Here is a 24,680-nt window from a genome sequence, read left to right on the forward strand (position 1 = left end):
CAGTTCATAATTTTAAATGGTATCAAACGTGTAAAAAGTCATCAGGGTATTCATTTCCATACTCTATCATTAAAAACATTCGGTTTTTAAATTTCTTCATATTAATGATGCCAGTACCCATGGCAACTCGAACATCTTCTTTTGGAATTGAAAATTTCAACATTTCTTTACATGATAGGACCTGTTCAATTTTTCACGTTCTTTCCAAGAATATGAAAAATAAGCTATCATGTAATAAGGTACATAGTGATAGATTATGAAAGGGTGAATAAAAATGAAGAAGCCGGATATTAAACTAGTTGCGCTTGACATGGATGGCACGCTTTTAAATCTCGCCGGTGAGATTTCTGAAGAAAATCGGAGAGCGATTAAAGATGCCGAAAATCAGGGGGTATTTGTTGTATTGAGCACTGGGAGATCCTTTGCGACATGCAGTGATTTTGCAAAGTCAATGGAACTCCAATCATATCTCATTACGGTAAATGGAAGCGAAATTTACGATAATCAAGGAAAACTGGTGGAAAGGAATATCGTCGATAGTGAGTCGATACAATGGATGTGGGAATTAAGCCAAAAACATGGTACACATTTTTGGGCAATAAGCTGTGATAATATTTACAGGGCTGAAATGCCAGAAAAAATCCATGATTCTCAATGGCTTAAATTTGGCTTTGATACAAATGATGAAGCCATCCGCCACATCATCATGGATGAATTGGTAGCAAAAGGTAATTTTGAAATTAGCAATTCGAGCCCTACAAATATTGAAGTGAATGCTATGGGCGTAAATAAAGCGAAAGCGATAAAGCTTGTTTGTTCATTGTTAAATATTACGATGGATAATGTAATGGCAGTAGGAGACAGCCTTAATGACCTAGCCATGATTTCTGAAGCTAAAGTGGGAGTAGCGATGGGAAACGCCCAAAAAATAGTGAAAGAAAAAGCGGATTGGGTCACGGTAACGAACGAAGAGGATGGTGTGGCGAAAGCCATTCGTAAATGGGTGCTTACAAATTAAATCGAAACTGTATATGGAGTGCTTTCCATATGCAGTTTTTTTATTGATACATTCTGTGTAATGATGAAATTAAGCTCCGGAATTAATTCTTGAAAAATGTGAATGTAAGAAGTATGATAATCTTGTAGTGTTATATTTTGGTAATATATTAAAAATGGGAGGTTTCATAGATGAGAAGAACTTTGCCTGAACATTGGTGGAATCAATTATCTTTACCAGTTATTTCAGCACCTATGTTTTTAATATCCGGTCCTGAGTTAGTGAAAGAATGCTGTTTGAATGGCGTGATTGGCTCGTTTCCAGCACCGAATGCACGGCCGATAGAGGTACTGGATCAATGGATGGGTGACATAAACGACACATTGATTGCTGCTAAGGATAAAGAACCAGACAAAAAGATTGCTCCATGGGCAATGAATATGGTTGTCCACCGTACTTATAGCCGCCTTGAAGAAGAGTTGGAATTGGTCAAGAAGCATCAGCCTCCCATCGTCATTACATCATTAGGTTCCCCAAAACATGTGGTCGATGTCGTACATAACTATGGCGGGTTGGTCTTTTCGGATGTCAGCAGTGTGGAATTTGCAAAAAAAGCCGCTGATTCAGGTGTGGATGGATTGATCTTAGTTGCTTCGGGGGCTGGTGGTCATGCGGGTGAGATCAATAGTTTTGCTTTCGTGGACAGCGTAAGGACATTCTGGGATGGTATCATTTTGCTGGCAGGTTCCATAAGTACAGGTCATAGCATATTAGCTGCTCAAGCTGCAGGAGCTGATCTAGCTTATATGGGCACGCGTTTTATCGTTGCGAAAGAGAGCAGGGCAAATGATGAATATAGGGAAATGCTTGTCGATTCGGATCATGATGATATCATCTTGACTGATGCATTTTCAGGAGTGAATTGTAATATGCTGAAACCGAGTATAAGTAAGGCAGGCATGGACCCTGAACAATTAACCAAAAAAGAAAATGTCGATTTTGACAGCATGTCCAAATCATCTGAGTCTAAAGCGTGGCGCGATATTTGGTCTGCAGGGCATGGTGTAGGGGCAATAAAAAAAATAGATACCGTTGCCGGCATCGTTAAACAACTAGAAAAAGAGTATCAGGAATCTTTAGAGAAATTGACCGGGCAGGCGGAAAAATTAAAAGGAATCATATCCAAGTGATATGAAAGCGCTTTATTTAGTTATTTGAATATAGCTTATTATAACACGCAAAGAAGGGCATCCATTATGGATGCCCTTCTTTGCGTGTTATATCAGGTTTGAAAATAGTAAATTCAGGATGTGAAAAGTGAAAAAATATTGATAAAAAGGGTGATAAATGTTATATTACTTTCGTGTTAATGACCGAATGAACAATATAGTCATTAGTCATTTTTTGTTTGGAAAGTAATATATATAAAGGATCAAGATAAAAAATCCAATCTATATATTGCAGAAGCAAATGACTTAATTCATGTATTCTTCAACCCATTTTTCACTGATGAAAATTATTAAATTAAACGGCATATTCGTCGTTAAGGAGGACTTGGTAGGCGTGTTAAAATCTTTAAAGGGTGAATTCTTAGCAATAATAAAACATCCTATGATACTCATTTCGATAATAGGGATCATCATGATTCCCTTGCTATACAGCGGAACGTTCCTTTGGGCGTTTTGGGATCCATATGGTAAGGTCGACCAATTGCCTGTCGCCATTGTCAATATGGATGAGGGTGCCGAGTTTAATGAATCGGAACTGACAATAGGAAAAGACTTAGTGAAAGAGCTAAAGGAAAAAAAGGATTTCGATTGGCATTTCGTCAGTCAAAAAGAAGCGAATGAAGGTCTGGAAAATCAAGATTATTACATGAAAATAGAAATCCCGAAAAACTTTTCGAAAAATGCAACGACCTTGCAAGAGGACAATCCGGAAAAACTCGATTTAATTTACACGTCGAATGAAGGGTTTAACTATATATCTACTAAGATAGGTGACGCAGCTTCCGAGAAAATCAAAGGGGAAGTTTCGGCAGCCGTTACGAAAACCTATGCCGAATCAATGTTCGACAATTTGAACGAAGTTGCTGACGGACTAAAAAGTGCCAGTGATGGTGCGGGAAAATTGAAAGATGGAACCGATACAGTGAAAAATGGATCGAGTGAACTTGGTGATGGAATTAACTCTGCTAAAGAAGGTTCCAAAAAAGTGGATGAAGGAATAGATTCCGTCCATTCAGGTTCTGTTGAAATCCACGAAAATCTAGAAAAACTGGCTGAAAAATCACTGACCTTTTCCAATGGGGTCGGTTCGGCAGCTATGGGATCAAAAGAGCTAAATCAAGGGTTACAGCAATTTAGCTCTGGTGTTGGACAAATGAAAGATGGGCAAACCAAGCTCTTACAAGGAGCCCAAAAATCTGAAGCGGGAACTGGTGAATTGGCCACTGGACTGCAACAATCATTAGAAGGTTTCAACCAGATAGAAGAAAAGCTGCCAGCCTTGACAGAGGGAGCAAATGGGGTAGCTGCTGGGGCTAGTCAGCTTTCAGGTTCATTGTCTGAATGGAGTGCAGCTTCGAGTGAAGCGAAAGCAGGAGCTTCTGAAGTTTCTGCAGGCTTGGAAGAAGTTATTTCCGGATTAAAACAACAATCCGGAGCTACGGATGATCCTGACGAGAAAGCACGTTTGGATGGAGTGATTGCTTCTCTGTCTCGTATTAGCGAAGGGAGTAGAGGTGTTTCTGAAGGTGTAGGGAAACTCTCGGCGAGTGCTTCTGAAATTGCTAAAGGCGGAAACAGCCTAAGTGATGGAGCAGAACAATTGGGAGAAGGCACAAGTGCGCTAAGCGGCGGTTTCACTCAATTGAAACAAGCTCAAGATAAACTTGCAAATGGTGCGAATGAACTGAAAAACGGTCAAGGTCAATTGGTGTCTGGATTGACAACATTTGGCGATAGCATAGATTCAGCTCAGAGTGGGCTTGGACAGTTAACCGAAGGCAGCAATAACTTAGTCAGCGGGCTTGATCAGCTAGAAGATGGATCCAAGCAATTATCTAGTGGAACCTCACAGCTTTCGGAAGGTTCGAAAAGCCTGATTACAGGAACAGATAAGTTGAAAGAAGGTTCATCCAGCCTAACGAGTGGTATGGGAGAACTGGCGAATGGAGCCATTAAGCTACAAGATGGAATCGCCAAACTTTCTGATGGATCGGAAGAATTACATGACGAATTGAAGGATGGAGCAAACGAAGCAGGTAAAATTAAATCCAATGAAGATGTATATGACATGTTTGCAAGTCCAGTGAAAGTGGATAAACTGCCAATAAATAATGTACCTAACTATGGCACTAGTTTTGCACCATATTTAATTTCATTGAGTTTATATATCGGGGCTATCGTTCTGACGATTATCTTCAAGTTAAGAGAGCCTGCTGTTAAGCCTGCTAATGGATTCAGCTGGTTTATTAGTAAATACAGTGTCATGGCTCTCATAGGAATCTGTCAAGCCATTTTGGTGGACTCAATATTAATATTAGGACTTGGAATCAATGTCACGAGTCTTCCGTTATTTTTTGCAGTAAGCATCCTTGCAAGCTGTACATTCATGGCTATCATTCAGTTCCTAGGATCAGCCCTTGATAATCCGGGTCGGTTTATAGCATTATTAATTTTAATTCTTCAACTGACGAGCAGTGGCGGAACATTCCCAAATGAATTGGTTCCCGGCTTCCTGCAAGGTTTCACACCATTCTTACCGATGACTTATTCGATAAATGCTTTTCGAGCAGTCATCTCAACAGGAGATTATAGCTTCATGTGGCATAATCTTAGCATATTAGCCATATTCCTTGTTGTGGCATTAGTATTATCACTTCTTTACTTTATTTATCGATTTAAAAAATTGAACGATGCAGTGACCGAAAAACAGGAAGATGCAACAGTATAATAAAAAACAGCGCCCCTTACGGGACGCTGTTTTTTATTATAATCGTGTTGTCTTTGGTAAGGATTTTCCACATTTGTCGTAATGAACTTTTTATATGTACCTCCGTCCTCTATGAAGGAACAATTTTATAAAAAAACGGAATGTGCCATAACTGCGTCCAACGTTTACGGGAGATTGTAAAATTAATGCAACACTACACCCTCGATTTTTGGGAAGCAGGTGCGTATTTCTTCATCGGATTTTTAGCAATGACATCTTTTAAATATGGATGACCGGAAGGACCCGGTATTTTCATAAGTTCCATAAGGTAAGATATATCGTCCATAGCCCTGTGAGTTTGGAAATTGGTGATATTATGTGCTTGCAGCAATGTTAACAGTTTACTATTTTCAAAGCCGTATTGCTTCCAAGGTACATTCCGCATTGTGCAGAACCACTTTTGGTCATTGATTTCCGGATACATTTGGTAAAGAAAACTTCTATCGAATGAGGCATTATGTGCGAAAATCGAATCAGTACGTGCTATGAAAGATTTAATTTTTTCATCGTGAAATTTTTTTCCTTCGATTGAACTGTATGGAATTCCATGAATCCTATATGCTTGATCATAATTTCTTCTTGCTTGATAGGAGAGAGGCTCTCTTAAAAACGATTCTTGATCAATAAGATTAATAATTTCCCCTGTTTCACTGTTATAAGTGAACAGTATAAGGGCAAGTTCGATAATTTCATCAGAAGAGGGACGTAAACCTGTCGTTTCTACGTCTAGCACTAAACCTAATCTATTAGACAATTTATTTTCCTCCAATTTGGCTTCATTTATCTATTATAGCTGACATATGATAGCGTTTGAAAGTGTGATGCATTGTATTAAATGGTCTTGTTAGAAAGATCCAGGTAAAGATGTCTACAACACTACTTAAAACACGGTGTAACAAGCTAGTAAAGCCGAGATAGAACTGCTAAGACTATAGGCAAAAGGAGTTCTATCTACCTGTTAAACAAAGTTGATTAAAACGGAATGTAAGACACTCCTGAGGGGAAAGCCCGTCCAAGGGACCCTCTCCCCCGCAGGTGTATAGGCGCAGAGGGCAGACTGCCCGGGAAAAGCGGGTGCCTGGAGGCAACGGTCAAATCCCCCAAAAAAACTGTAGGAAAAAATTAACTATTATCGAGTATCTCTACAGTCCGTGAAATCCTTATAGTAAAGCATCTCTATCTTTTTTTCAAAATTGAGTAAAAGGTACAAGCACGGCTAAATGCTATCTTGTTCTATATGTATATGTTCTTCCTTTTTTTCAACGCTGAAAATATTTTGGATTGAATTATTTTTGAAAGGAAGCCGGAGATTTGAAAGGTAGGGGATAAGGATAAAAAAGAAGCGGCAATTTGCCGCCCCTCACGAATTTGGAATTTATTTTCCAGTGAATTGCTGGGTCCAATAGTGGCTGTACTTTCCACCTGTCGCATGCCCAATTCCAATTTTGCTATAGTTCTTGTTCAGAATATTGGCCTTGTGTCCCGGACTGTTCATCCATGAATTCATGACAGCTTCTGCACTAGGTTGACCTGCTGCAATATTTTCCCCTGCGTAATTATAGCTGACTCCAAAGGATTTCATCATTTCGAAAGGCGAGCCATAACGTGGACTTGTATGATTGAAATAATTATTATCACGCATATCTTCAGATTTCAGAATGGCAACATGGGAAATGGCTGAATCCATTGCAAGGGAAGGGAGTCCCTTTTTTGACCGTTCTTCGTTAACTAAACTAAGAATCTGCTGTTCAACTGATTGATTGTTCTCTTGGTCAGATGTGGGGACTGATTGATTGTTCTCTTGGTCAGTTGTAGGAACTGATTGACTGTTCTCTTGCTTATTTGTAGGGATAGTTATGTTTTGTCCTACTTTAATTTGATTCGAATCCTTAATTGTAGAGTTTGTTTTAAGTAAATCGGAAAGGCTAACTTCAAATTCAGCTGCTATTTTCGTTAGGGTATCACCACTTGCTACTTCGTAAGTATTGGCTCCTAGGGCAACTGTCGGAGAAAATAAGGATAAGGACAGCGCTGATAAAAGGATGATTTTCTTCATTTTGTTTCCTCCTAGTAAGATATCTGGATTGGAAGTCTAGTATCCTATAAAAATCAGTGTGTGTAAAATTAGGTATTTCTCATTCTTTATCGGAATGGGAGAAAGGTATCGATTGAAAACGTACAGGATAGGGGTCCATATAACCTGAAATAAGAGTATGGTTATGATAATAATAGGCCTTTTTGATAGAACAGAAGATTTATTACATGTAGAAAAAGAATCATTTTTACGTTTGCCAGCTATGTTTGTCAGGGTAAATAAGAAGGATAATAAATAAGTTAAGTAGCAATATGGAACTAAATAATGATGGAAATGATAAATCGTCGTAAAGGTGGAGCTCATATGGATTTAAACGCAGGAAAAGTGTATTGGAAGGAGACATTTAAAGAACATAGGACATATCCCATTTTGGAAGAGGATCTATCATGTGATGTATGTATTGTGGGTAGTGGATCATCGGGGGCACACTGTGCATATTTTTTAGCGGAGACAGGTTTAAATGTCGTCCTGATTGATAAACGTGATATAAGTGAAGGCAGTACAGTAGCGAATACTGGACTTTTACAATATTCAAATGATAAAACATTAACGTCCCTTATTCATAGTTTTGGAGAAGATGTGGGTACACGCCATGTTCAGCTTTGTTTGAATGCCATTCGGACACTGGAGAAAGAGGTTGTTCCGAGTTTAGAGGAAAATCCGGATTTTAAAATTAGAAAAAGCTTGTATTACGCATCCAGCCTTGAGGATGTATCGATGCTGAGAGAAGAATATGACAATCTTAAATCTCGTGATTTTCCAGTAGAATATTATACTGAAAAAGATATTGAGAGTAAATTTTCATTTTCGAAATTAGCAGCGCTGGTTACAGCTAATGATGCTGAAATCAATCCTTATAAACATGCACATTTCTTGATTGAAAAGGCATATCAGAAAGGAGTGCGGGTCTATTCAAATACTAAAATCAATGGAAAGATTTTAAAAAAGAATCAAACCCAGCTTTTTACTGAAAACGGGCATATGGTACGAGCACAGTCGGTCATTTTCGCTACAGGATATGAGGCCCAAGAAGAGGTGAGGGATAAAAATGCAATGATTCTTAGTTCATATGCCATCGCAACGAATCAAATTGCCGATCAAGCTAAATGGCATGACGATATGATGATTTGGGAGACGGCGCGACCATATTTATATGCGAGAAAAACATTTGACAACCGGATTATCATAGGTGGTCTGGATGAATCAACGAAATATCTGGAGAAAAGGGATTCAATGATTATACATAAAAGGGATGAATTATTGAATCAGCTTAACATTTTATTTCCTGAATTAGAGCATCGGATCCAGGCTGATTATTATTGGGGTGCTTTTTTTGGAGAGACCCATGATGGTTTACCGACAATAGGAATATACCCTGATCACCCAAATTGTTATTTCTTATTGGGGTATGGCGGAAACGGGACGGTATACAGTGTCATACTTTCACAAATCATCAGGGATTTGATTACAAAGGGAGGGCATCCGGACTCGGCCTTGTATCTTAAGGAGCGAAATTTATCGAAAAGTATTGTCCATTAAGACAGGTATCTTCTCTTCTTAAATAGAATATATAGTCAGCTGAATTAACGGGGGGATTATTCGATGGCGTTTAAGGCATTGGAAACGGAAAGGCTGCGTTTAATCGAAATAGGTCATCAGCATACAGAGAGTCTGTTTGAAATTCTCTCTAAAGATGAGGTGACCAAATATGATGGGATAGAAAGTTTAACGATTGTGGAGGATGCCCGTCGCTTAATCGACTTGTTTAAAAGTGCGTATTTAAATAAACGGGGGATACGGTGGGGAGTTGTTTTGAAAGATTCCGAGAAATTCATAGGCACCGTTGGTCTAAATCAATTGAGTCTTACCAACAAACGCGCAGAAATCGGGTATGAAATCCATCCGGATTATTGGAGAAAACATTTCACATCCGAAGCGGTCAATGAAGTATTACGTTATTCATTTCAAGAATTGAAATTAAATCGAATGGCTGCTTTAATTTTCAAGGATAATTTGGCATCAGCAAACCTATTGAAGAAATTTGGTTTTAAAGAGGAAGGCAGTCTCCGGAGTTATATATTTCTTCGTGACCAATCGCATGATGCCTTGGTATTTTCCTTGTTATGTGAAGAATATTTGCAGCTGCGTAATTCGGTTTAGTGTCTTAGTCCAATTTTAAATCAAGGTAATAATAGATGATTGGAACTGGCCAATAGGGCCAGTTTTTTTGTTAAAGAAAATCCCATTCGTGATTGGTCATTTTAATTAAATCAGGGACAAAATGTATTTTCTCCATGTTAAAATTAGAGAGCGATTTCATAATCAGTCCGGGTGGACATGAAAAGGAGCATAATCATTGTGAAAATCTTATTTCCGGTGCTTGCGGTCCTAGGTGGTATCACCATCGCCGTTCAAGGACAAATCAATGGTGGTTTAGGGAAAAAAGTTGGGGTCATTGAAGCCTCATTCATTTCGTTTGGAATCGGGACACTCGCTTTATTATTCATTGTTTTGTTTGCAGGGCAATATTTCATCCATAGCGACTGTGCCCAAATGGCAATTGTTGGGTGGCGTATTGGGAGCGTTTTACGTCATTGTAATAGTCCTGGTCGTACCCCGGATTGGAGTGGCGCCTGCAATGGCTGGGGTTATTGTAGGCCAAGTACTGATTGGGGCCGTCATTGACCATTTCGGATTATTGGGAGGGGTGCGCATCCCGTTGGATGTGAAAAAGGTGGCAGGTATATGTTTACTTTTCGTGTCACTATATTTATTTAATCATAAATGAAGTAATGAAAGGGGCATTATTGTAAATGTATAGGGCGGTTAGGTAGGGGGTTCTACGCATCGAGATCATGAGAAAATGAACATGAAAGAGAAAGATACTATTTCTATTCCCCTATAGCAATTTACCTTTATATGGAATTTATTAATAGATAATTCGTTTTCTATTTTGGCACATGCATTATTCTACCAAAATATATAATTTGAACGAAAACAATTTTCTAGGAATCTGGTCTTAAAGCAAGAGCTGTCTTATGGAATTTGAATATTCAGAAAAAATAATCATTTGATGTCGAGCGAATATATATGGATCCTGGGGTATTCATGCGAAAAAAAATATAGGAATTAAAAGGTAGATGGGGTTATAACATTCTTTTTACCTATCATCTAGATCGAAATGATTAGCAATTAATTATTATCTTGTGAAAAAGTACTCACTGGTTTATTGATTTTTTGATTTATTCGTAATATACTTAAAATTCAACATCTTTAATTCGAGGTATAGTACCCTAGCGAGGTTTGAAAGTGGGTGGTTTTTAACTAGTAAACTACTGCAATTAGTGTTTTTTAGGAAGAAACGTAGATTTATGCAAACGGTTCGCTAGTTGTTTTAGGTGAATTTCTGCAATGAATGCTCCTGACTGTCCTCGCTGACATTAAACATGTACTATACGAAGGATTAATAGGTGGTAGAAGGATAATTCCTTTAATGGGATTATTCGAATAAAGATTAAAGATGAGGGGGAATATTTTTTGAAAAAGTCTAAATTTTCAGTGCTTGCTCTTCTTATGGCCATCATGCTTATACTAGCGGCATGCAACGGCGGCTCGAAGGAAACTTCGAATGAAAAAGAAGGTGGATCAGGCGACTCAGCCAAATCAAAAGTATTAAACGTAAACAACTCGAGTGAACCTGGTTCGCTTCACCCTGCAAATGCGCAAGGTACTCATGAATCATGGATCCTTGAACATACGTTTGAAGGTCTGACAAAGAAAACAGAAGAAGGTAAAATCGTACCAGGTGCTGCAGAATCATGGGAAATCAGTGATGATGGATTAAAATGGACTTTTAAATTGAAAGATGGTTTGAAATGGTCAAATGGGGATCCGCTTACAGCGAATGATTTTGAATATGCTTGGAAGTATGCATTGAAACCAGAAACTGCTGCTGATTATGCTTACCAACTTTATTACCTTAAAGGTGGGGAAGCCTACAACAGTAACAAAGGCAAGGAAGAGGATGTAGGAGTCAAAGCGACAGACGACCTTACATTAGAGGTTACATTGGAGCAGCCTACACCATATTTCCTTGATTTGACTTCCTTCTATACTTTCTATCCAATCGATAAAAAGGTACAGGAAGAAAATCCTAAATGGGCATTGGATGCAAAAACTCACGTATCAAACGGTCCATTCAAATTAACGGAGTGGAAACATAAAGAAAGCCTGAAAATTGAAAAGAATGAAAATTACTACGATAAAGACAAAATCAAATTGGATGCAGTTAACTTTGCTCTAATTGAAGATGAAAATACAGCTTGGCAAATGTACCAGAGTGGTGAATTGGACATCGCTTATCCACTTCCAGTGGACGTGCAAGGACAATTGGTTAATTCTGGCGACAAAGAATTCAATAACGGCGCAGAACTTGCTGTTTACTATTACAACTTTAATACAAAAGTAAAACCTTTCAACAACGCAAAAGTAAGGAAAGCGCTATCAATGGCTATCGAACGTGAAAAAATTACGGAAAATGTTGCTCAAGGCGGCCAGAAGCCTGCCTTTGGAGTAGTCCCTCCGGGTATTCCTGATGCAACTGGAGATTTCCAGGAGAATACAGGCAACTTGTTTGAGGAAAATGTTGCTGAAGCTAAGAAATTGTTAAAAGAAGGTCTTGCTGAAGAAGGCATGAAAGAATTACCTGATTTTTCAATTTTGTATAATACATTGGATTCTCATAAGAAAATTGCTGAAGCCGTTCAAGGTATGTGGCGCGATAACCTGGGTGTTGAAGTGACACTCGAAAATGCTGAATTCCAAGTTAAGCTAGACCGTGAAAAAGCTGGTGACTTTGAAATTTCCCGTGCAGGATGGGTTGGTGACTATGTAGATCCAATGACCTTCATGCTTTGGGAAACGGACGGAGCCTATAATGATGCTGGCTGGTCAAATAAGGAATATGATAGTTTACTAAAAGAAGCAAAATCTACAATGGAACCGAAAGAACGCATGGCTGCTTTACATAAAGCAGAGAAAGTTATGATTGACGAAATGCCGATCCTTCCGGTTTATTTCTACACAAAACCATATATGGTTAAATCGAATGTTACTGGAGTTTATGCACCGATAAACGCTTATCCGAACTTTATTTACGCGGATAAAAAATAACAGAAGGATTAAAGTGAAATGGAAGGTATGTCCGATAAGGACATACCCCATTTTCTATTGCGAATTTGAATATTTCATGAATTCATTTCCGTTTTCAACTCCTTAGAAAATCGATGATTGGGGTGATTACCATGTTGAGATATACATTAAATCGTTTTAAATGGGCGATTATTACTTTGTGGGCGGTTATTACATTAACGTTCATCATAATGCATACGATTCCGGGAAATCCATTTGCGAAAGAGGGGGCAATGCCTCCAGCTGTTTATGAAAATCTTCAAGTCCACTATGGATTGGACAAGCCTTTGTTGACCCAATATGGGAATTATTTATTGGAAGTCGTTCAATTTGATTTTGGCCCATCTTTGAAATCTTCATCCATATCAGTGAATGATTACATTTTGAAGGGTTTTCCAGTGTCCTTGCATTTAGGGGCGCAAGCTTTGGTGATTGCCATCTTCTTTGGGCTCATCTTGGGTGTAGTGGCTTCGTTGAAACGAAATAAATGGCCTGACTATCTATCAATGGTCATTGCCATAGTAGGGATTTCCGTTCCAAACTTTATTTTGGCGACTATTTTAATCAATTATTTTGCAATAAAATGGCACATTTTCCCGGTGGCTACATGGGCGACGTGGCAGCATACCATTTTACCATCCATTGCCCTGTCAATGATGCCACTTGCTTTCATCGCTAGATTAATGCGGACGAGCATGCTCGAAGTAATGGGGCAGGATTATATATTGACAGCAAAGGCAAAAGGATTGAAACGAAGCGGTGTCATAATCAAACATGCGATTCGGAATGCGTTATTGCCGATTATTACGATTCTAGGTATCCTTACGGCTAATATCGTGACAGGAAGCTTCATTATTGAACGTATTTTTGGTATTCCGGGCATGGGAGATATGTTCGTAAAGGGAATATCCAACCGAGACTACCCGGTCATTCTTGGCTCCACAATTGTGTATAGTGCAGTGCTTATCCTATTGATATTCATCGTTGATATAGCCTATACGTTGATTGATCCAAGAATTAAAGTGACGGGGGAGAAAAAATAATGGCAGATAAAATGCATTTTACTGAAGATATGTTCCAACCCGCTGAAGGAAACTTTAAGGAAGCTGAAAAAATTGCAAGACCGACAGTTTCATACTGGTCTGACGTCTGGCGTCGTTTCAAGGAAAATAAACTGGCGATGACTGGTTTCGTCCTGATTATCCTCTTGGTCTTGCTGGCGATCTTTGGTCCATATATTAACGGATATACTTATTATGGTCAAGATTTCGAGAAAAAGAATCTTAGTCCCAATGCCGAGCATTGGTTTGGTACGGATTCATCAGGAAGGGATTTATTTACGCGAGCTTGGTATGGTGCGAGGATTTCCTTGTTCATCGGATTGATGGCAGCACTGATAGACTTTTTGATTGGTGTGCTTTATGGCGGGATATCAGCCATCCGCGGCGGACGCACCGATAACATGATGATGCGTTTTGCAGAAGTGATCTATGCGATTCCTTACCTATTGATGGTTATCTTGATGATGGTCGTATTAAAACCTGGTATATTGCCAATTATCATAGCCATGTCGATTACAGGATGGATTCCTATGGCACGACTAGTAAGGGGACAGGTTTTGCAGCTAAAAGAGAATGAATACATTCATGCAGCAACCATCTCTGGTGCTAATACGAGCTGGACTCTTAGAAAACACATGATTCCAAATACAATGGGACCGATCCTTGTCAATTTAACGTTGACTGTACCTACGGCGATTTTTGCCGAAGCTACATTAAGCTTTTTGGGACTTGGAGTTCCAGCTCCTCAGGCAAGTTGGGGAACCTTGACAAGTGATGCCCTGGGAAGTATTTTGGTAGGGAATTTCTACCAACTTTTAATCCCGGCAATATTGATCTCCTTAACCATGTTCGCGTTCAATGTAGCTGGTGATGGACTGCAGGATGCCCTGGATCCAAAACTACGGAAATAAATGAGTCCTAACATAAAGAATTGATATTACTAGAATAGGAGGGACGATGATGGAGAACCTATTAGAAGTGAATGATTTACACATCACCTTCCATACGTATGCAGGAAAAGTGCAGGCTGTGCGCGGTGTGAACTTTGAAGTGAAAAAAGGGGAAGCCGTCGCCATTGTTGGGGAGTCCGGATGCGGCAAAAGTGTTACTGCGAAATCTATCATGAGATTATTGGAAACACCTCCAGCAGAGTATGGAAAAGGGTCAATAAATTTTGGCGGTAAAGACCTTATTAAAATGAGTGAAAAGGAAATGCAGAAGATCCGGGGAAATGAAATCAGCATGATTTTCCAGGATCCGATGACTTCGCTCAATCCAACGACAAAAATTGGCAGCCAAATTATGGAGGGTATCCTAAAGCATAGTAATAATATCTCCCGAAAAGATGCATATGAACGAGCGTTGGAAACCCTTAAACTAGTAGGGATTCCTCAGCCTGAAAAAAGGATGCAGCAATATCCACATGAGTTTTCAGGCGGTATGCGCCAGCGGGCGATGATAGCGATGGCCCTAGCCTGTGAACCGAAATTATTAATTGCCGATGAACCTACAACGGCATTGGATGTAACGATACAAGCGCAAATTTTAGAACTGATGAAAGATATTCAACGTAGAATGGATACTTCCATCATTCTAATCACTCATGATTTAGGTGTAGTTGCGGAAACTTGCGAACGTGTAGTCGTTATGTATGCAGGTAAGGTTGTGGAAACCGGTACAGTAGAAGCAATATTTTCAAACCCGCAGCATCCATATACAAGAGGGCTGCTTAAAACGGTGCCAAGGCTGGATATGGAAAAAACGGCTCCATTGGTACCCATTATCGGATCACCACCGGATTTGTTGGATCCCCCTAAAGGCTGCCCATTTTATCCAAGATGTGAATCAGCGATGAAAGTGTGTAAAGATCATGATCCCGAACTTGAGGTAGTGGAAGATGGACAGACAGCTGCATGCTGGCTTCACCATCCAATGGCAAAGGCAGTACTGGCACAAGCACAGACTAATGTTTAAAGGAGGAGAGACAATGGTTTCACTAAAAAATAAGTCAGTAACAGAAAAGGCAGTCAACGAAAATTCTCCTCTTGTTGAAATAAAGAACCTGAAGAAATATTTTCCCATTGGTTCTCAGTCACTAAAAGCGGTTGATGGTTTGGATCTCAAAATCTACCCAGGGGAAACGGTTGGTCTAGTTGGGGAAAGTGGATGTGGTAAATCGACTGCAGGGCGTACTATCACCCGCCTGTATGAACCGACGGAAGGAGAAGTTCTTTTTCAGGGGAAAAATATTTATGATTACAAACCGGGGGAAATGTCACAAATCCGCCGTGAAATTCAAATGATTTTCCAAGATCCGTACGCATCCTTGAATCCAAGGATGAAGGTCGAGGAATTGATTGGGGAACCACTTGCCATTCATGGGATATCTAAGGGTAAAGAGCGAAAAAAACGGGTGGAAGACCTGTTAAAGCTGGTTGGTTTAAGTCCGGAACATATCACTCGTTTTCCACATGAATTCAGTGGTGGCCAACGCCAGCGTATTGGAATTGCAAGGGCATTGGCATTAAATCCTAAATTCATCGTTTGTGATGAACCGATTTCTGCACTTGATGTATCGATTCAAGCTCAGGTAGTTAATTTATTAAAAGAGCTACAAAAAGAAATGGGCTTGACTTATTTATTCATTGCCCATGATTTATCGATGGTCAAGTATATTTCAGATCGTATTTTAGTCATGTACCTTGGGAGAATGATGGAACTTTCGGATAGTGATTCTTTAACGAAGGATCCGCTTCATCCATACACACAAGCCTTGCTCTCTGCAGTTCCGATTCCAGATCCCACTATTAAACGGGAAAGAATCGTACTAAAAGGAGATGTACCAAGTCCGATCAATCCGCCGAGTGGTTGTGTATTTCGAACTAGGTGCCCTAAAGCGATGGAGATATGCTCAAGTGCTGTACCAGAATGGAAAGAACAAAAACCTGGACATTTCGTTGCTTGTCATTTATATTGGTAAACAAAAAAACCAGTTGCATATTGCGGCTGGTCTTTTTTTTACATCTAACATCGCTTTAAATATAAGGGATAATCTTGCAAACGAAAAATTTTTATCAGCTTATTAAAATAATAGCTAGGAATATGAAAATAAAACATATAAAATGTAATTATATGTAAAAATAGAAAATTTGTAAAGTGTGTTCAATTTGTGAGAGAAGGAGGGACTGAAATTGTATTCCACGATAACTAGTGAAGTCGTTAATCATGTCATGATTGTTACTCTTAATCGTCCAGAGAGAATGAATGCTTTCAATGAAAAGATGTGTCATGAATTAATTCAAGCTTTTGATGAAGCGGATGAAAATGATGACGTACGTGCTGTTATATTAACTGGCGCCGGAGATGCTTATTGTGCAGGAATGGATTTGGAGAAAGGCGCAGAAACATTTATGGATCACACTCCTTTGGTTGAATACCGCGATGGAGGTGGGATTTTATCATTAAGGATTTTTGAGATGAAGAAACCCATGATAGCGGCGATTAATGGAGCGGCAGTTGGAATTGGAATAACCATGACTTTACCAATGGATATTAGAATTGCTTCAACTGATGCAAAAATGGGTTTTGTATTTGCGAGGCGAGGAATTACAATGGAGGCCTGCAGCGGTTGGTTCTTACCTAGACTTGTCGGGATGGGTAAAGCTTCCGAATGGATTTTTACTGGTAGAATGATCACGGCCAGCGAGGCGTATGAGGGCAGGCTGGTAAACAAGATTGTCGAGCCGGAAGAATTGATGACAGTGGCAATGGAAATCGCATCAGAAATTGCAGAAAATACATCTTCCGTCTCAGTGACGTTATCCCGGCAGCTAATGTGGACCATGCTAGGTGCTAACCATCCAGTTGAATCTCATAAAATTGAATCGAAAATGATTCATTGGACAGGAAAACAAGCGGATGCACAAGAAGGGATCGATGCTTTCTTGGAAAAAAGGAAAGCTGATTTTAAAATGAAAAGCAGCTCGGATATGCCTCCGTTTTACCCATGGGGCACGGATCGAACCTATGAAGTCGATAAGAAATAAATGATTGATGCATTTAGGAAATCGGTATGGAAGTGCATGATAATTTTTACTTTTCGGATAAATTAGGGTTTCCATTCTTAGTGTGTTATACTGTGTTTACCATTTACTAAACTTGTTTCATGTTCCCTATTCCTTGTGAATGGGGTTTTTTTATTTGGAATTATTTAATTTTAAAAACAAAAAAACAGACCCTACAAGTAGAGTCTGTTATATATTGTATTTAAAATTACGCTTTTTGAACGTTTGTAGCTTGAGGTCCACGTTGACCTTGCTCAACTTCAAAAGTAACTTCTTGACCTTCGTCTAATGATTTGAATCCTTCGCTTTGGATAGCTGAGAAATGTACGAATACATCGTCTCCGTTTTCGCGTTCGATGAAGCCAAATCCTTTTTCTGCGTTAAACCATTTTACTTTACCTTGTTCCATTGTTGTTGCCTCCTAGTGTGAATCCACACATTGTGTTACTACCCTTGCTCAATCATTAGACGAAAAGTGTTTCACTTATCAATCTTCCCGAACAAAAATAATTCTTATTAAATATAACAGATAATGTCGGATTCTGCAAGTAATCAAAGCAGAATATTTATTGTGAACCTGAGAAGAAAAGGTGTTAATAGCCTTTTTTGTAATCAAGTAAATTTATTGAAGGGTTTTTACTGTCCAGATAGTCCTTTAAATTCGGAATGAAAATATCCTGAATCAGCCGTTGGTCGTAAAACTCCGTATTTCCGGATGTATGTGGCGTGATGATGACATTGTTCATTTCCCATAACGGACTTTTCTCCGGAAGTGGCTCCATTTCAAACACATCCAGTCCAGCTCCTGCAATTTGATTGTCCTTAAGTGCATGGACCAATTCATTTTCGACAACGAGATTTCCTCTGCCTATATTAATGAAAAAAGCGGAAGGCTTCATTAGCTGGAATTCGGTTTTGCCGAACATACCCTGTGTTTCTGGGGTCAAGGGTAAAGTCACGACAATATAGTCGCACCTTGGAAGGAGAGTGTTCAATTGTTCCTGTGTGAACATCTCGTCAACAAATTCTTCAGATTTCCCAGAATGACGCATTCCCAAAACAGACATACCAAAAGCTTTAGCAATCTTAGCCGTTTCCTTTCCGATTTTTCCAACTCCGATGATTCCGATGGTTTTCTCATGAATTTCCTGCTTCATATTCGCATGATGCCAAGTCTTTTCCTGCTGTTGCTTAATATATGTATCTATTTTTCTAGTTAAGGAAAGCATTAGTGCAAAAATGGTTTCTGAAATGGGATAGGCGTGAACGCCATTTGCCGTTGTAATACGCACCTTCCTTTGTTTTAACGTTTCCAGAGGTAGAGCATTAACTCCAGCACTCCATGTCTGGATCCATTTCACTTCACTTGTGTGAATGGGCGCAGACATGGACGATTTCCAGCCAGCGATCACTTCTGCATCAATTATATGATCCTTCCATATTTCCGGTGATCTTCCAGTGATAACAGTCCAGTCAGGGATCATTTCTTTAACTTTCTGTAATAAAGGTTCATTCAAATTTTGGCTGATTACCAGTTTTCTATTTGACATAACCATCCTCCTTCGTCATTTTCTGAATTATACGTAGATTTAGATATTTTTTCAATTGGGAACAGTGATTGCTTTTCAATCTTGTTATAATACAAATAAATGGAATGGGGTGTAATCATGAATGTGAAAGATATATATGGACGGTTGCCTTCTATAGAATCAAAACGTTTAGTTATGAGGAAAGTCACCATGAATGATGCCGAAGAAATGTTCGCTTATTCATCCAATAGGAAAGTTTCCCGTTTTGTCACATGGGAAGCACACCGTTCCCTATGTGATACCAAGGACTTTATTCAGTTTGTCTTACAGAGCTATGAGGATAAGAAAATCGCACCTTGGGGGATACAACACAAGGAAAGTGGCAAGCTGATTGGTACTATTGACTTTGTTTCATGGCAGGTGAATCATCATAGTGCTGAAATAGGGTACGTGCTGGCACCCGAATACTGGGGAAGTGGCTTGATGACAGAGGCAGCCAAAACGATAATCGCCTTTGGTTTCGAAAATATGGACCTTGTGCGCATACAAGCGCGATGCTTTGTTGAAAATTTGGCTTCTGAGCGTGTCATGCAAAAGACTGGAATGTCTTTTGAAGGAATCATAAGAAAAGGGATGCTTGTTAAAGGAAAGCATGAGGACCTTAAGCTATACTCCATTATTAAATGAAGCAGCCGAAAGCCTGCTTTAGTATGGGATGGGATGAAAGCGGATATCATCCCATGATTCTTATAAATATTGGAAAATCAAAAAACAAACAATATGTGCAAATATTGAATCAAAAACTATACAAAACGTCTAATGAAAAATATTCAATTGAAAAATATAATAAAACTATGAAATCGGGTTGAAAATGGAGGGTTTCAAAATGGCCGTTATTAATGATGTAGAAACGTTGAAAAATTATATTGGTGGCAAGTGGGTAGATTCCACAACGTCCAAACATGAAGAAGTGCCTAATCCTGCAACAGGAGAAGCTTTGGCAATCGTACCTCTTTCCACAAAAGAAGATGTCGACCAAGCTGTGCAGGTTGCAAAAAAAGCATTTAAAGAGTGGAAAAAGGTAGCCGTGCCTAAAAGAGCGCGTTTCTTATTCCGTTACCAGCAGTTGTTGATCGAAAACTGGGATGAGCTAGCAAAGCTTGTCACGATCGAAAACGGAAAAAGCTATACAGAAGCATATGGGGAGGTCCAGCGTGGAATTGAATGTGTGGAGTTTGCCGCAGGTGCACCTACATTAATGATGGGTAGCCAACTTCCTGATATTTCCCCAGGTATTGAATCTGGAATGTACCGTTATCCATTGGGAGTCGTTGCAGGGATAACACCTTTTAATTTCCCAATGATGGTGCCATGTTGGATGTTCCCGCTTGCGATAGCTTGTGGAAATACATTCATCTTAAAACCATCTGAACGCACTCCGCTCTTAGCCAATCGACTTGTGGAATTATTGACGGAAGCAGGAGTCCCGGATGGTGTTGTCAATATTGTCCACGGTGCCCACGATGTCGTGAATGCGATTTTGGAACATGAGGACATTAAAGCGGTATCTTTTGTTGGTTCCCAGCCCGTTGCTGAGTATGTCTACAAAACGGCAGCTGCCAATAAAAAACGTGTCCAGGCTTTATCGGGTGCGAAAAACCATTCAATCGTAATGCCTGATGCCGATCTCGACAATGCCGTAACGAACATCACGAATGCCGCCTTCGGATCAGCAGGAGAGCGTTGCATGGCTGCTTCGGTCGTAGTGGCAGTTGGAGAAGTGGGAGACTTGCTTGTTGAAAGATTAAAGGCTTCAGCCGATGACATCAAGATCGGAAATGGGATGGATAAGGACGTTTTCCTAGGACCCGTGATCCGTGATTCTCATAAAAAGAGAACAGAAAAATATATTGAGATCGGGGAAAAAGAAGGAGCTGTTCTCCTTCGAGATGGCAGGAATGAAGGAGATCAGGAAAATGGCTATTTTGTTGGACCGACATTATTTGATCATGTAAAAACAAATATGAAAATATGGAAGGATGAAATTTTTGCTCCTGTCTTATCCATAGTACGGGTTAATACCCTAGAAGAGGCAATTGAATTGACCAATCAATCCGAATTTGCCAATGGTGCCTGCCTCTATACGGATAGCGCAAAAGCAATCCGGGAATTTCGTGAAGAAATTGATGCAGGGATGCTTGGTGTTAACCTTGGTGTACCGGCACCGATGGCATTTTTTCCTTTCTCCGGCTATAAAAGTTCATTTTATGGAGACCTTCATGCCAATGGGAAAGACGGCGTGGAATTCTACACTAGAAAGAAAATGTTAACGGCAAGATACTGATATGGAAAAGGAGGTCGGCGCAATCTTTGGTCGACCTTCCTTTATACATTATTTTAGGAGGAGTGTGGCTTATGCAGGTTGAAAAAAAGGGTCAGGATCTTAAAACGACGGATGGGAAATATATTTGGCATCATATGAAAGGGGCTGAACCGAACCCTGGGACAATGGTGGTCCAAAAAGGGCAAGGAGCATGGATTACCGATATTGATGGGAATCGGTACCTGGATGGGATGTCAGGTTTATGGTGTGTCAACGTTGGTTACGGTCGGACTGAACTTGCGGAAGCGGCATACGAGCAATTGAAGGAACTTCCTTATGCCCCTTTAACGAACAGTCATATCCCGGCTATTAAACTAGCAGAAAAGTTAAACGATTGGCTGGGTGGGGATTATGTCATTTTTTTCTCTAACAGTGGTTCAGAAGCAAATGAAGCTGCTTTTAAAATAGCTCGCCAATATCATAAGCAAAAAGGCGAACATGGACGTTATAAAATCATTTCCCGCTATCGCGGGTATCATGGGAATTCAATGGGAGCCCTGGCTGCTACTGGGCAGGCACAACGAAAGTATAAATATGAACCACTTGCCCCTGGATTTCTTCATGTATCGCCACCGGATTCTTACCGAAACCCAGAGGATGAAAGCGGTGAAAAAAGTGCGGCGGAAATTGATCGTACCATTACATGGGAATTGAACGAAACGGTTGCAGCGGTCATTATGGAACCAATCATCACTGGAGGTGGAATTCTGATGCCACCTGATGGATATATGAAGCGGGTCAAAGAAATTTGTGAGAAAAATGGTGTCCTTCTTATTTCAGATGAGGTTATTTGCGGTTTTGGGCGAACTGGAAAAAAATTCGGCTTTATGAATTACGATGTCAAACCGGATATCGTAACAATGGCTAAAGGTATCACGAGCGCTTACCTGCCATTATCCGCGACAGCAGTCAAACGCGATATTTATGAAGCATACATTGGTTCTGATGATTATGACCGCTTTCGACATGTGAATACATTCGGTGGTAACCCTGCTTCATGCGCAGTAGCTTTGAAGAATATTGAAATATATGAAAATGAAAAACTAATCGAACGGTCAAAAGAGTTAGGACTTCGTTTTTTGCAAGAGTTTGAAGAAATCAAATCTCATCCTAATGTTGGAGATGTACGTGGGAAAGGTATGCTGGTAGGGATCGAACTAGTGGAAGATAAACAGACAAAACAACCGATAGCTCTCTCCAAAATCAATAAAGTAATCGCATCATGTAAAGAAAAGGGGCTTATCATCGGTAAAAATGGTGATACAGTTGCAGGTTTCAATAATGTCCTTACTCTTTCTCCCCCATTAAGTATTACAGAAGAGGATTTCTCTTTCATCGTAGCGACGGTAAAACGTACGCTGGCTGAATTATAAAATAAAAAACTTTTGGCCATGACGTTTAGTTATTTTTATGAGAGTCTTTATGAGTAACTGTTGTTTTTTTATCTCCTTGCACCGTTCAAAACTTTGTACGGTGTTTTTCCTGTGGATTAAAGCCTATGGGTGGCCAAAAATAACTGGTGCATAAATTGGATTATCATAGAGGTTAATGAGTAAAATAAATTCGATTCAATGATTTTAGTTGGAGAGCGGCTTATGCGGAAAACTTTTTATATCATGATGCCGTAACTTTTTTATAATGAAAAGGGGTAGTTAAAACTAAGGGAATTCTGGATGAAGGACTTCAAATGCTAGGTTCCCTTGCACAATATAGAGAACCTATTGGAATCGTTTTCCTTGCTTAGTTTTAACGGATGTTTGAAAATGGAATAAAAAGGAGTGGGTGAAGGTAAACCGATCTCATATCGTGAATATTATCCGTCAGAAGAGGTGTGGGAAATGAATAGTGAAGATATAACAAAAAAACTCAATATACATAAACCTGAAATTCTAGGGAGTGGCAATTTTTCCAAGTATGCTGTATTGGTGCCGTTAATAGAAAAAGAAGATGGAATACATGTTCTTTTTGAAGAGCGTTCACACAAACTAAGAAGGCAGCCAGGGGATATCTGCTTTCCTGGTGGGAAAATCGACAAATATGACCAAGATGAGCAGGCGGCGGCCCTAAGGGAAACTCATGAGGAGCTAGGTTTGAAAAAAGAAGATATCTATAATGTCTTTCCAATTGATTATTTGGTATCCCCTTTTGGGATGATTGTATATCCTTATGCAGGATTTGTCCTTAACCATCAACGGATAATGCCTAATCCCGCTGAAGTTGAAACCATTTTTACGGTACCGCTTTCCTTTTTCATGGAAAAACCGCCAGAGATCTATCATGTGAATTATAAAATCGAACCGCATGAAAACTTCCCCCATGATTTAATCGTTGGCGGGGAGAATTATAAATGGCAGCCCAAACAGATGGAAGAATATTTTTACTTATATAACGATCGAGTAATCTGGGGGATGACAGCCAAAATCCTTACCCATTTTATTGAAATTCTTCGTTAGACCCTTCTAAAGCACCTTTTTTTATCATTTGATTTCTATTAAACTTAAATTATGGTAAAAGTTAGGTTTTAATAGAAGCGGGGGGGATGAGTGGATGAATAATAGTTTTGAAGTACTTGAAAAAGAACGGGAAATGGCTATGGCTGCACTTGTGAACTACAGTGAGAATCGCGAATACTACAATGAAACCAAGGATCTGGAACTTAAGCAAGTATACTACCAAGATGGTTCCTTGGACCGAGGTAACTTGAAGGACTTACTAGTGGCCACCCATAAAAACCAGCTTAACTACTCACCACATCGTCATGTTTACCCTTGGGTGGACTTACAGGAAAATGGCAAACTGAAAAGTCTGTATTCCGGTAAAGGGATGGATCCTGTGAAAGTCATTGAGGAAGATATTCGGATACTAGAAATGTTGACAAGAGGAGTCCAATCAACGAAGAAGGAGGACATGCTCGTTAATTGTGAACATGTCGTACCACAGTCATGGTTCAATAAAAAAGAACCAATGAGAGGGGATTTGCATCATCTGTTCGCCTGTGAACCAGCTTGTAATAGTAGCCGAGGTAACTATCCATACCATGATTTTGAAGATTATAAACCAGAGGCATCTGCTGCAGGCATAAAAGAAGGTTGCGGGAAATCAGAGGAAGGCAAATTCGAACCTGAATACGGCAAAGGTGTCGTAGCTAGGGCAACTATGTATTTTTTACTCAGATATGAGGGAATCATTGATACCAGCAAAGTTAACATGGCGCTGCTTCTGGAATGGCATCGGCTTTTTCCGGTCAGCATGTATGAAAAACATAGAAACCAAGCGATACATGAAATTCAGGGCAACCGAAACCCATTTATTGATTTCCCTGAAATGGCAGAGAAATGGAGCTAAAGAACGACTTATGAAAAAAA

The 24,680-nt window shown here is 39.6% G+C and carries 20 protein-coding genes and 1 pseudogene; 17 read left to right on the forward strand and 4 right to left on the reverse strand.

Annotated elements, in window-relative coordinates:
• The first annotated feature begins 274 nt into the window (after positions 1-274).
• The 3 genes from LQ203_RS03425 (at position 275) to LQ203_RS03435 (ending at position 4,954) form a co-directional block, all read left to right on the forward strand.
• Positions 275-1,018 (forward strand): Cof-type HAD-IIB family hydrolase, encoded by a 744-nt coding sequence (locus tag LQ203_RS03425; RefSeq protein WP_230155689.1) that lies wholly within the window; start codon positions 275-277, stop codon positions 1,016-1,018.
• Positions 1,019-1,188: 170 nt separating this feature from the next.
• Entirely contained in the window at positions 1,189-2,187 is a 999-nt protein-coding gene (locus LQ203_RS03430; protein WP_230155692.1) for a nitronate monooxygenase, read from the forward strand.
• A 373-nt stretch (positions 2,188-2,560) separates the two neighbouring features.
• Complete coding sequence (locus LQ203_RS03435; protein WP_230155694.1) at positions 2,561-4,954, forward strand: YhgE/Pip domain-containing protein; 2,394 nt, start codon at positions 2,561-2,563, stop codon at positions 4,952-4,954.
• Positions 4,955-5,147: 193 nt separating this feature from the next.
• Here LQ203_RS03435 and LQ203_RS03440 read toward each other — a convergent pair whose 3' ends face one another.
• Both LQ203_RS03440 and LQ203_RS03445 read right to left on the reverse strand, forming a co-directional pair.
• Positions 5,148-5,747, reverse strand: coding sequence for an exonuclease domain-containing protein (locus LQ203_RS03440; RefSeq protein ID WP_230155696.1), 600 nt, complete (start codon positions 5,745-5,747; stop codon positions 5,148-5,150).
• A gap of 621 nt (positions 5,748-6,368) precedes the next feature.
• Positions 6,369-7,049: a CAP domain-containing protein gene (locus LQ203_RS03445; RefSeq protein ID WP_230155699.1), complete on the reverse strand. Its 681-nt coding sequence runs from the start codon at positions 7,047-7,049 to the stop codon at positions 6,369-6,371.
• Between the two features lie 342 nt (positions 7,050-7,391).
• On the opposite strand from LQ203_RS03445, the gene LQ203_RS03450 reads away from it, so the two are divergent.
• The 9 genes and pseudogenes from LQ203_RS03450 to LQ203_RS03490 all read left to right on the forward strand — a co-directional run bounded on the left by LQ203_RS03450 (position 7,392) and on the right by LQ203_RS03490 (position 17,385).
• Entirely contained in the window at positions 7,392-8,627 is a 1,236-nt protein-coding gene (locus LQ203_RS03450; RefSeq protein ID WP_230155706.1) for an FAD-dependent oxidoreductase, read from the forward strand.
• Positions 8,628-8,690: 63 nt separating this feature from the next.
• Positions 8,691-9,248 carry a GNAT family N-acetyltransferase gene (locus LQ203_RS03455; protein WP_230155708.1) on the forward strand — a complete coding sequence of 186 codons (558 nt, stop codon included), beginning with the start codon at positions 8,691-8,693 and terminating at the stop codon, positions 9,246-9,248.
• Positions 9,249-9,446: 198 nt separating this feature from the next.
• Positions 9,447-9,876: pseudogene (locus LQ203_RS03460) on the forward strand (DMT family transporter).
• A 749-nt stretch (positions 9,877-10,625) separates the two neighbouring features.
• On the forward strand, positions 10,626-12,260 hold the full coding sequence (locus LQ203_RS03465) for a peptide ABC transporter substrate-binding protein (protein ID WP_230155710.1): 1,635 nt from the start codon (positions 10,626-10,628) through the stop codon (positions 12,258-12,260).
• Between the two features lie 131 nt (positions 12,261-12,391).
• Positions 12,392-13,321 (forward strand): ABC transporter permease, encoded by a 930-nt coding sequence (locus tag LQ203_RS03470; RefSeq protein WP_053346403.1) that lies wholly within the window; start codon positions 12,392-12,394, stop codon positions 13,319-13,321.
• The gene (locus LQ203_RS03475) at positions 13,321-14,250 is read left to right on the forward strand and encodes an ABC transporter permease (RefSeq protein WP_230155712.1); all 930 of its coding nucleotides are present in this window, start codon (positions 13,321-13,323) and stop codon (positions 14,248-14,250) included. Before LQ203_RS03470 ends, LQ203_RS03475 begins: the two co-directional genes overlap by 1 nt.
• 49 nt (positions 14,251-14,299) lie before the next feature.
• Entirely contained in the window at positions 14,300-15,313 is a 1,014-nt protein-coding gene (locus tag LQ203_RS03480) for an ABC transporter ATP-binding protein (RefSeq protein WP_230155714.1), read from the forward strand.
• Between the two features lie 13 nt (positions 15,314-15,326).
• Positions 15,327-16,319, forward strand: a complete 993-nt coding sequence (locus tag LQ203_RS03485; RefSeq protein WP_230155716.1) for an oligopeptide/dipeptide ABC transporter ATP-binding protein — start codon at positions 15,327-15,329, stop codon at positions 16,317-16,319.
• 211 nt (positions 16,320-16,530) lie between these two features.
• Complete coding sequence (locus tag LQ203_RS03490; protein WP_230155718.1) at positions 16,531-17,385, forward strand: crotonase/enoyl-CoA hydratase family protein; 855 nt, start codon at positions 16,531-16,533, stop codon at positions 17,383-17,385.
• 226 nt (positions 17,386-17,611) lie between these two features.
• On the opposite strand, the gene LQ203_RS03495 is transcribed toward LQ203_RS03490, so the two are convergent.
• On the reverse strand, positions 17,612-17,812 hold the full coding sequence (locus LQ203_RS03495) for a cold-shock protein (protein WP_029714163.1): 201 nt from the start codon (positions 17,810-17,812) through the stop codon (positions 17,612-17,614).
• A 184-nt stretch (positions 17,813-17,996) separates the two neighbouring features.
• Positions 17,997-18,953 (reverse strand): D-2-hydroxyacid dehydrogenase, encoded by a 957-nt coding sequence (locus LQ203_RS03500; protein WP_230155720.1) that lies wholly within the window; start codon positions 18,951-18,953, stop codon positions 17,997-17,999.
• A gap of 117 nt (positions 18,954-19,070) precedes the next feature.
• Here LQ203_RS03500 and LQ203_RS03505 point away from each other — a divergent pair, with 117 nt between their 5' ends.
• From LQ203_RS03505 to LQ203_RS03525, 5 genes are all read left to right on the forward strand, one after another.
• Positions 19,071-19,619 (forward strand): GNAT family protein, encoded by a 549-nt coding sequence (locus LQ203_RS03505; protein ID WP_230155722.1) that lies wholly within the window; start codon positions 19,071-19,073, stop codon positions 19,617-19,619.
• 199 nt (positions 19,620-19,818) lie between these two features.
• Positions 19,819-21,276 (forward strand): CoA-acylating methylmalonate-semialdehyde dehydrogenase, encoded by a 1,458-nt coding sequence (locus LQ203_RS03510; protein WP_290370513.1) that lies wholly within the window; start codon positions 19,819-19,821, stop codon positions 21,274-21,276.
• Positions 21,277-21,347: 71 nt separating this feature from the next.
• Positions 21,348-22,688 carry an aspartate aminotransferase family protein gene (locus LQ203_RS03515; protein ID WP_230155724.1) on the forward strand — a complete coding sequence of 447 codons (1,341 nt, stop codon included), beginning with the start codon at positions 21,348-21,350 and terminating at the stop codon, positions 22,686-22,688.
• A 465-nt stretch (positions 22,689-23,153) separates the two neighbouring features.
• Positions 23,154-23,768: a CoA pyrophosphatase gene (locus tag LQ203_RS03520; protein ID WP_230155726.1), complete on the forward strand. Its 615-nt coding sequence runs from the start codon at positions 23,154-23,156 to the stop codon at positions 23,766-23,768.
• A 94-nt stretch (positions 23,769-23,862) separates the two neighbouring features.
• Positions 23,863-24,660, forward strand: a complete 798-nt coding sequence (locus tag LQ203_RS03525) for an endonuclease (protein ID WP_230155734.1) — start codon at positions 23,863-23,865, stop codon at positions 24,658-24,660.
• Positions 24,661-24,680: the final 20 nt, after the last annotated feature.

The organism is Peribacillus sp. Bi96 (assembly GCF_918698115.1).
In the GTDB taxonomy this organism is placed as follows: domain Bacteria; phylum Bacillota; class Bacilli; order Bacillales; family DSM-1321; genus Peribacillus.

Bases quoted from the DNA above. Each gene is read 5' to 3' on its own strand.
- LQ203_RS03450 (WP_230155706.1), top strand. From the start codon at position 7,392: ATGGATTTAAACGCAGGAAAAGTGTATTGGAAGGAGACATTTAAAGAA.
- LQ203_RS03430 (WP_230155692.1), top strand. From the start codon at position 1,189: ATGAGAAGAACTTTGCCTGAACATTGGTGGAATCAATTATCTTTACCA.
- LQ203_RS03445 (WP_230155699.1), bottom strand. From the start codon at position 7,049: ATGAAGAAAATCATCCTTTTATCAGCGCTGTCCTTATCCTTATTTTCT.
- LQ203_RS03525 (WP_230155734.1), top strand. From the start codon at position 23,863: ATGAATAATAGTTTTGAAGTACTTGAAAAAGAACGGGAAATGGCTATG.
- LQ203_RS03505 (WP_230155722.1), top strand. From the start codon at position 19,071: ATGAATGTGAAAGATATATATGGACGGTTGCCTTCTATAGAATCAAAA.
- LQ203_RS03470 (WP_053346403.1), top strand. From the start codon at position 12,392: ATGTTGAGATATACATTAAATCGTTTTAAATGGGCGATTATTACTTTG.
- LQ203_RS03485 (WP_230155716.1), top strand. From the start codon at position 15,327: ATGGTTTCACTAAAAAATAAGTCAGTAACAGAAAAGGCAGTCAACGAA.
- LQ203_RS03500 (WP_230155720.1), bottom strand. From the start codon at position 18,953: ATGTCAAATAGAAAACTGGTAATCAGCCAAAATTTGAATGAACCTTTA.
- LQ203_RS03480 (WP_230155714.1), top strand. From the start codon at position 14,300: ATGGAGAACCTATTAGAAGTGAATGATTTACACATCACCTTCCATACG.
- LQ203_RS03515 (WP_230155724.1), top strand. From the start codon at position 21,348: ATGCAGGTTGAAAAAAAGGGTCAGGATCTTAAAACGACGGATGGGAAA.
- LQ203_RS03495 (WP_029714163.1), bottom strand. From the start codon at position 17,812: ATGGAACAAGGTAAAGTAAAATGGTTTAACGCAGAAAAAGGATTTGGC.
- LQ203_RS03455 (WP_230155708.1), top strand. From the start codon at position 8,691: ATGGCGTTTAAGGCATTGGAAACGGAAAGGCTGCGTTTAATCGAAATA.
- LQ203_RS03425 (WP_230155689.1), top strand. From the start codon at position 275: ATGAAGAAGCCGGATATTAAACTAGTTGCGCTTGACATGGATGGCACG.
- LQ203_RS03510 (WP_290370513.1), top strand. From the start codon at position 19,819: ATGGCCGTTATTAATGATGTAGAAACGTTGAAAAATTATATTGGTGGC.
- LQ203_RS03520 (WP_230155726.1), top strand. From the start codon at position 23,154: ATGAATAGTGAAGATATAACAAAAAAACTCAATATACATAAACCTGAA.
- LQ203_RS03475 (WP_230155712.1), top strand. From the start codon at position 13,321: ATGGCAGATAAAATGCATTTTACTGAAGATATGTTCCAACCCGCTGAA.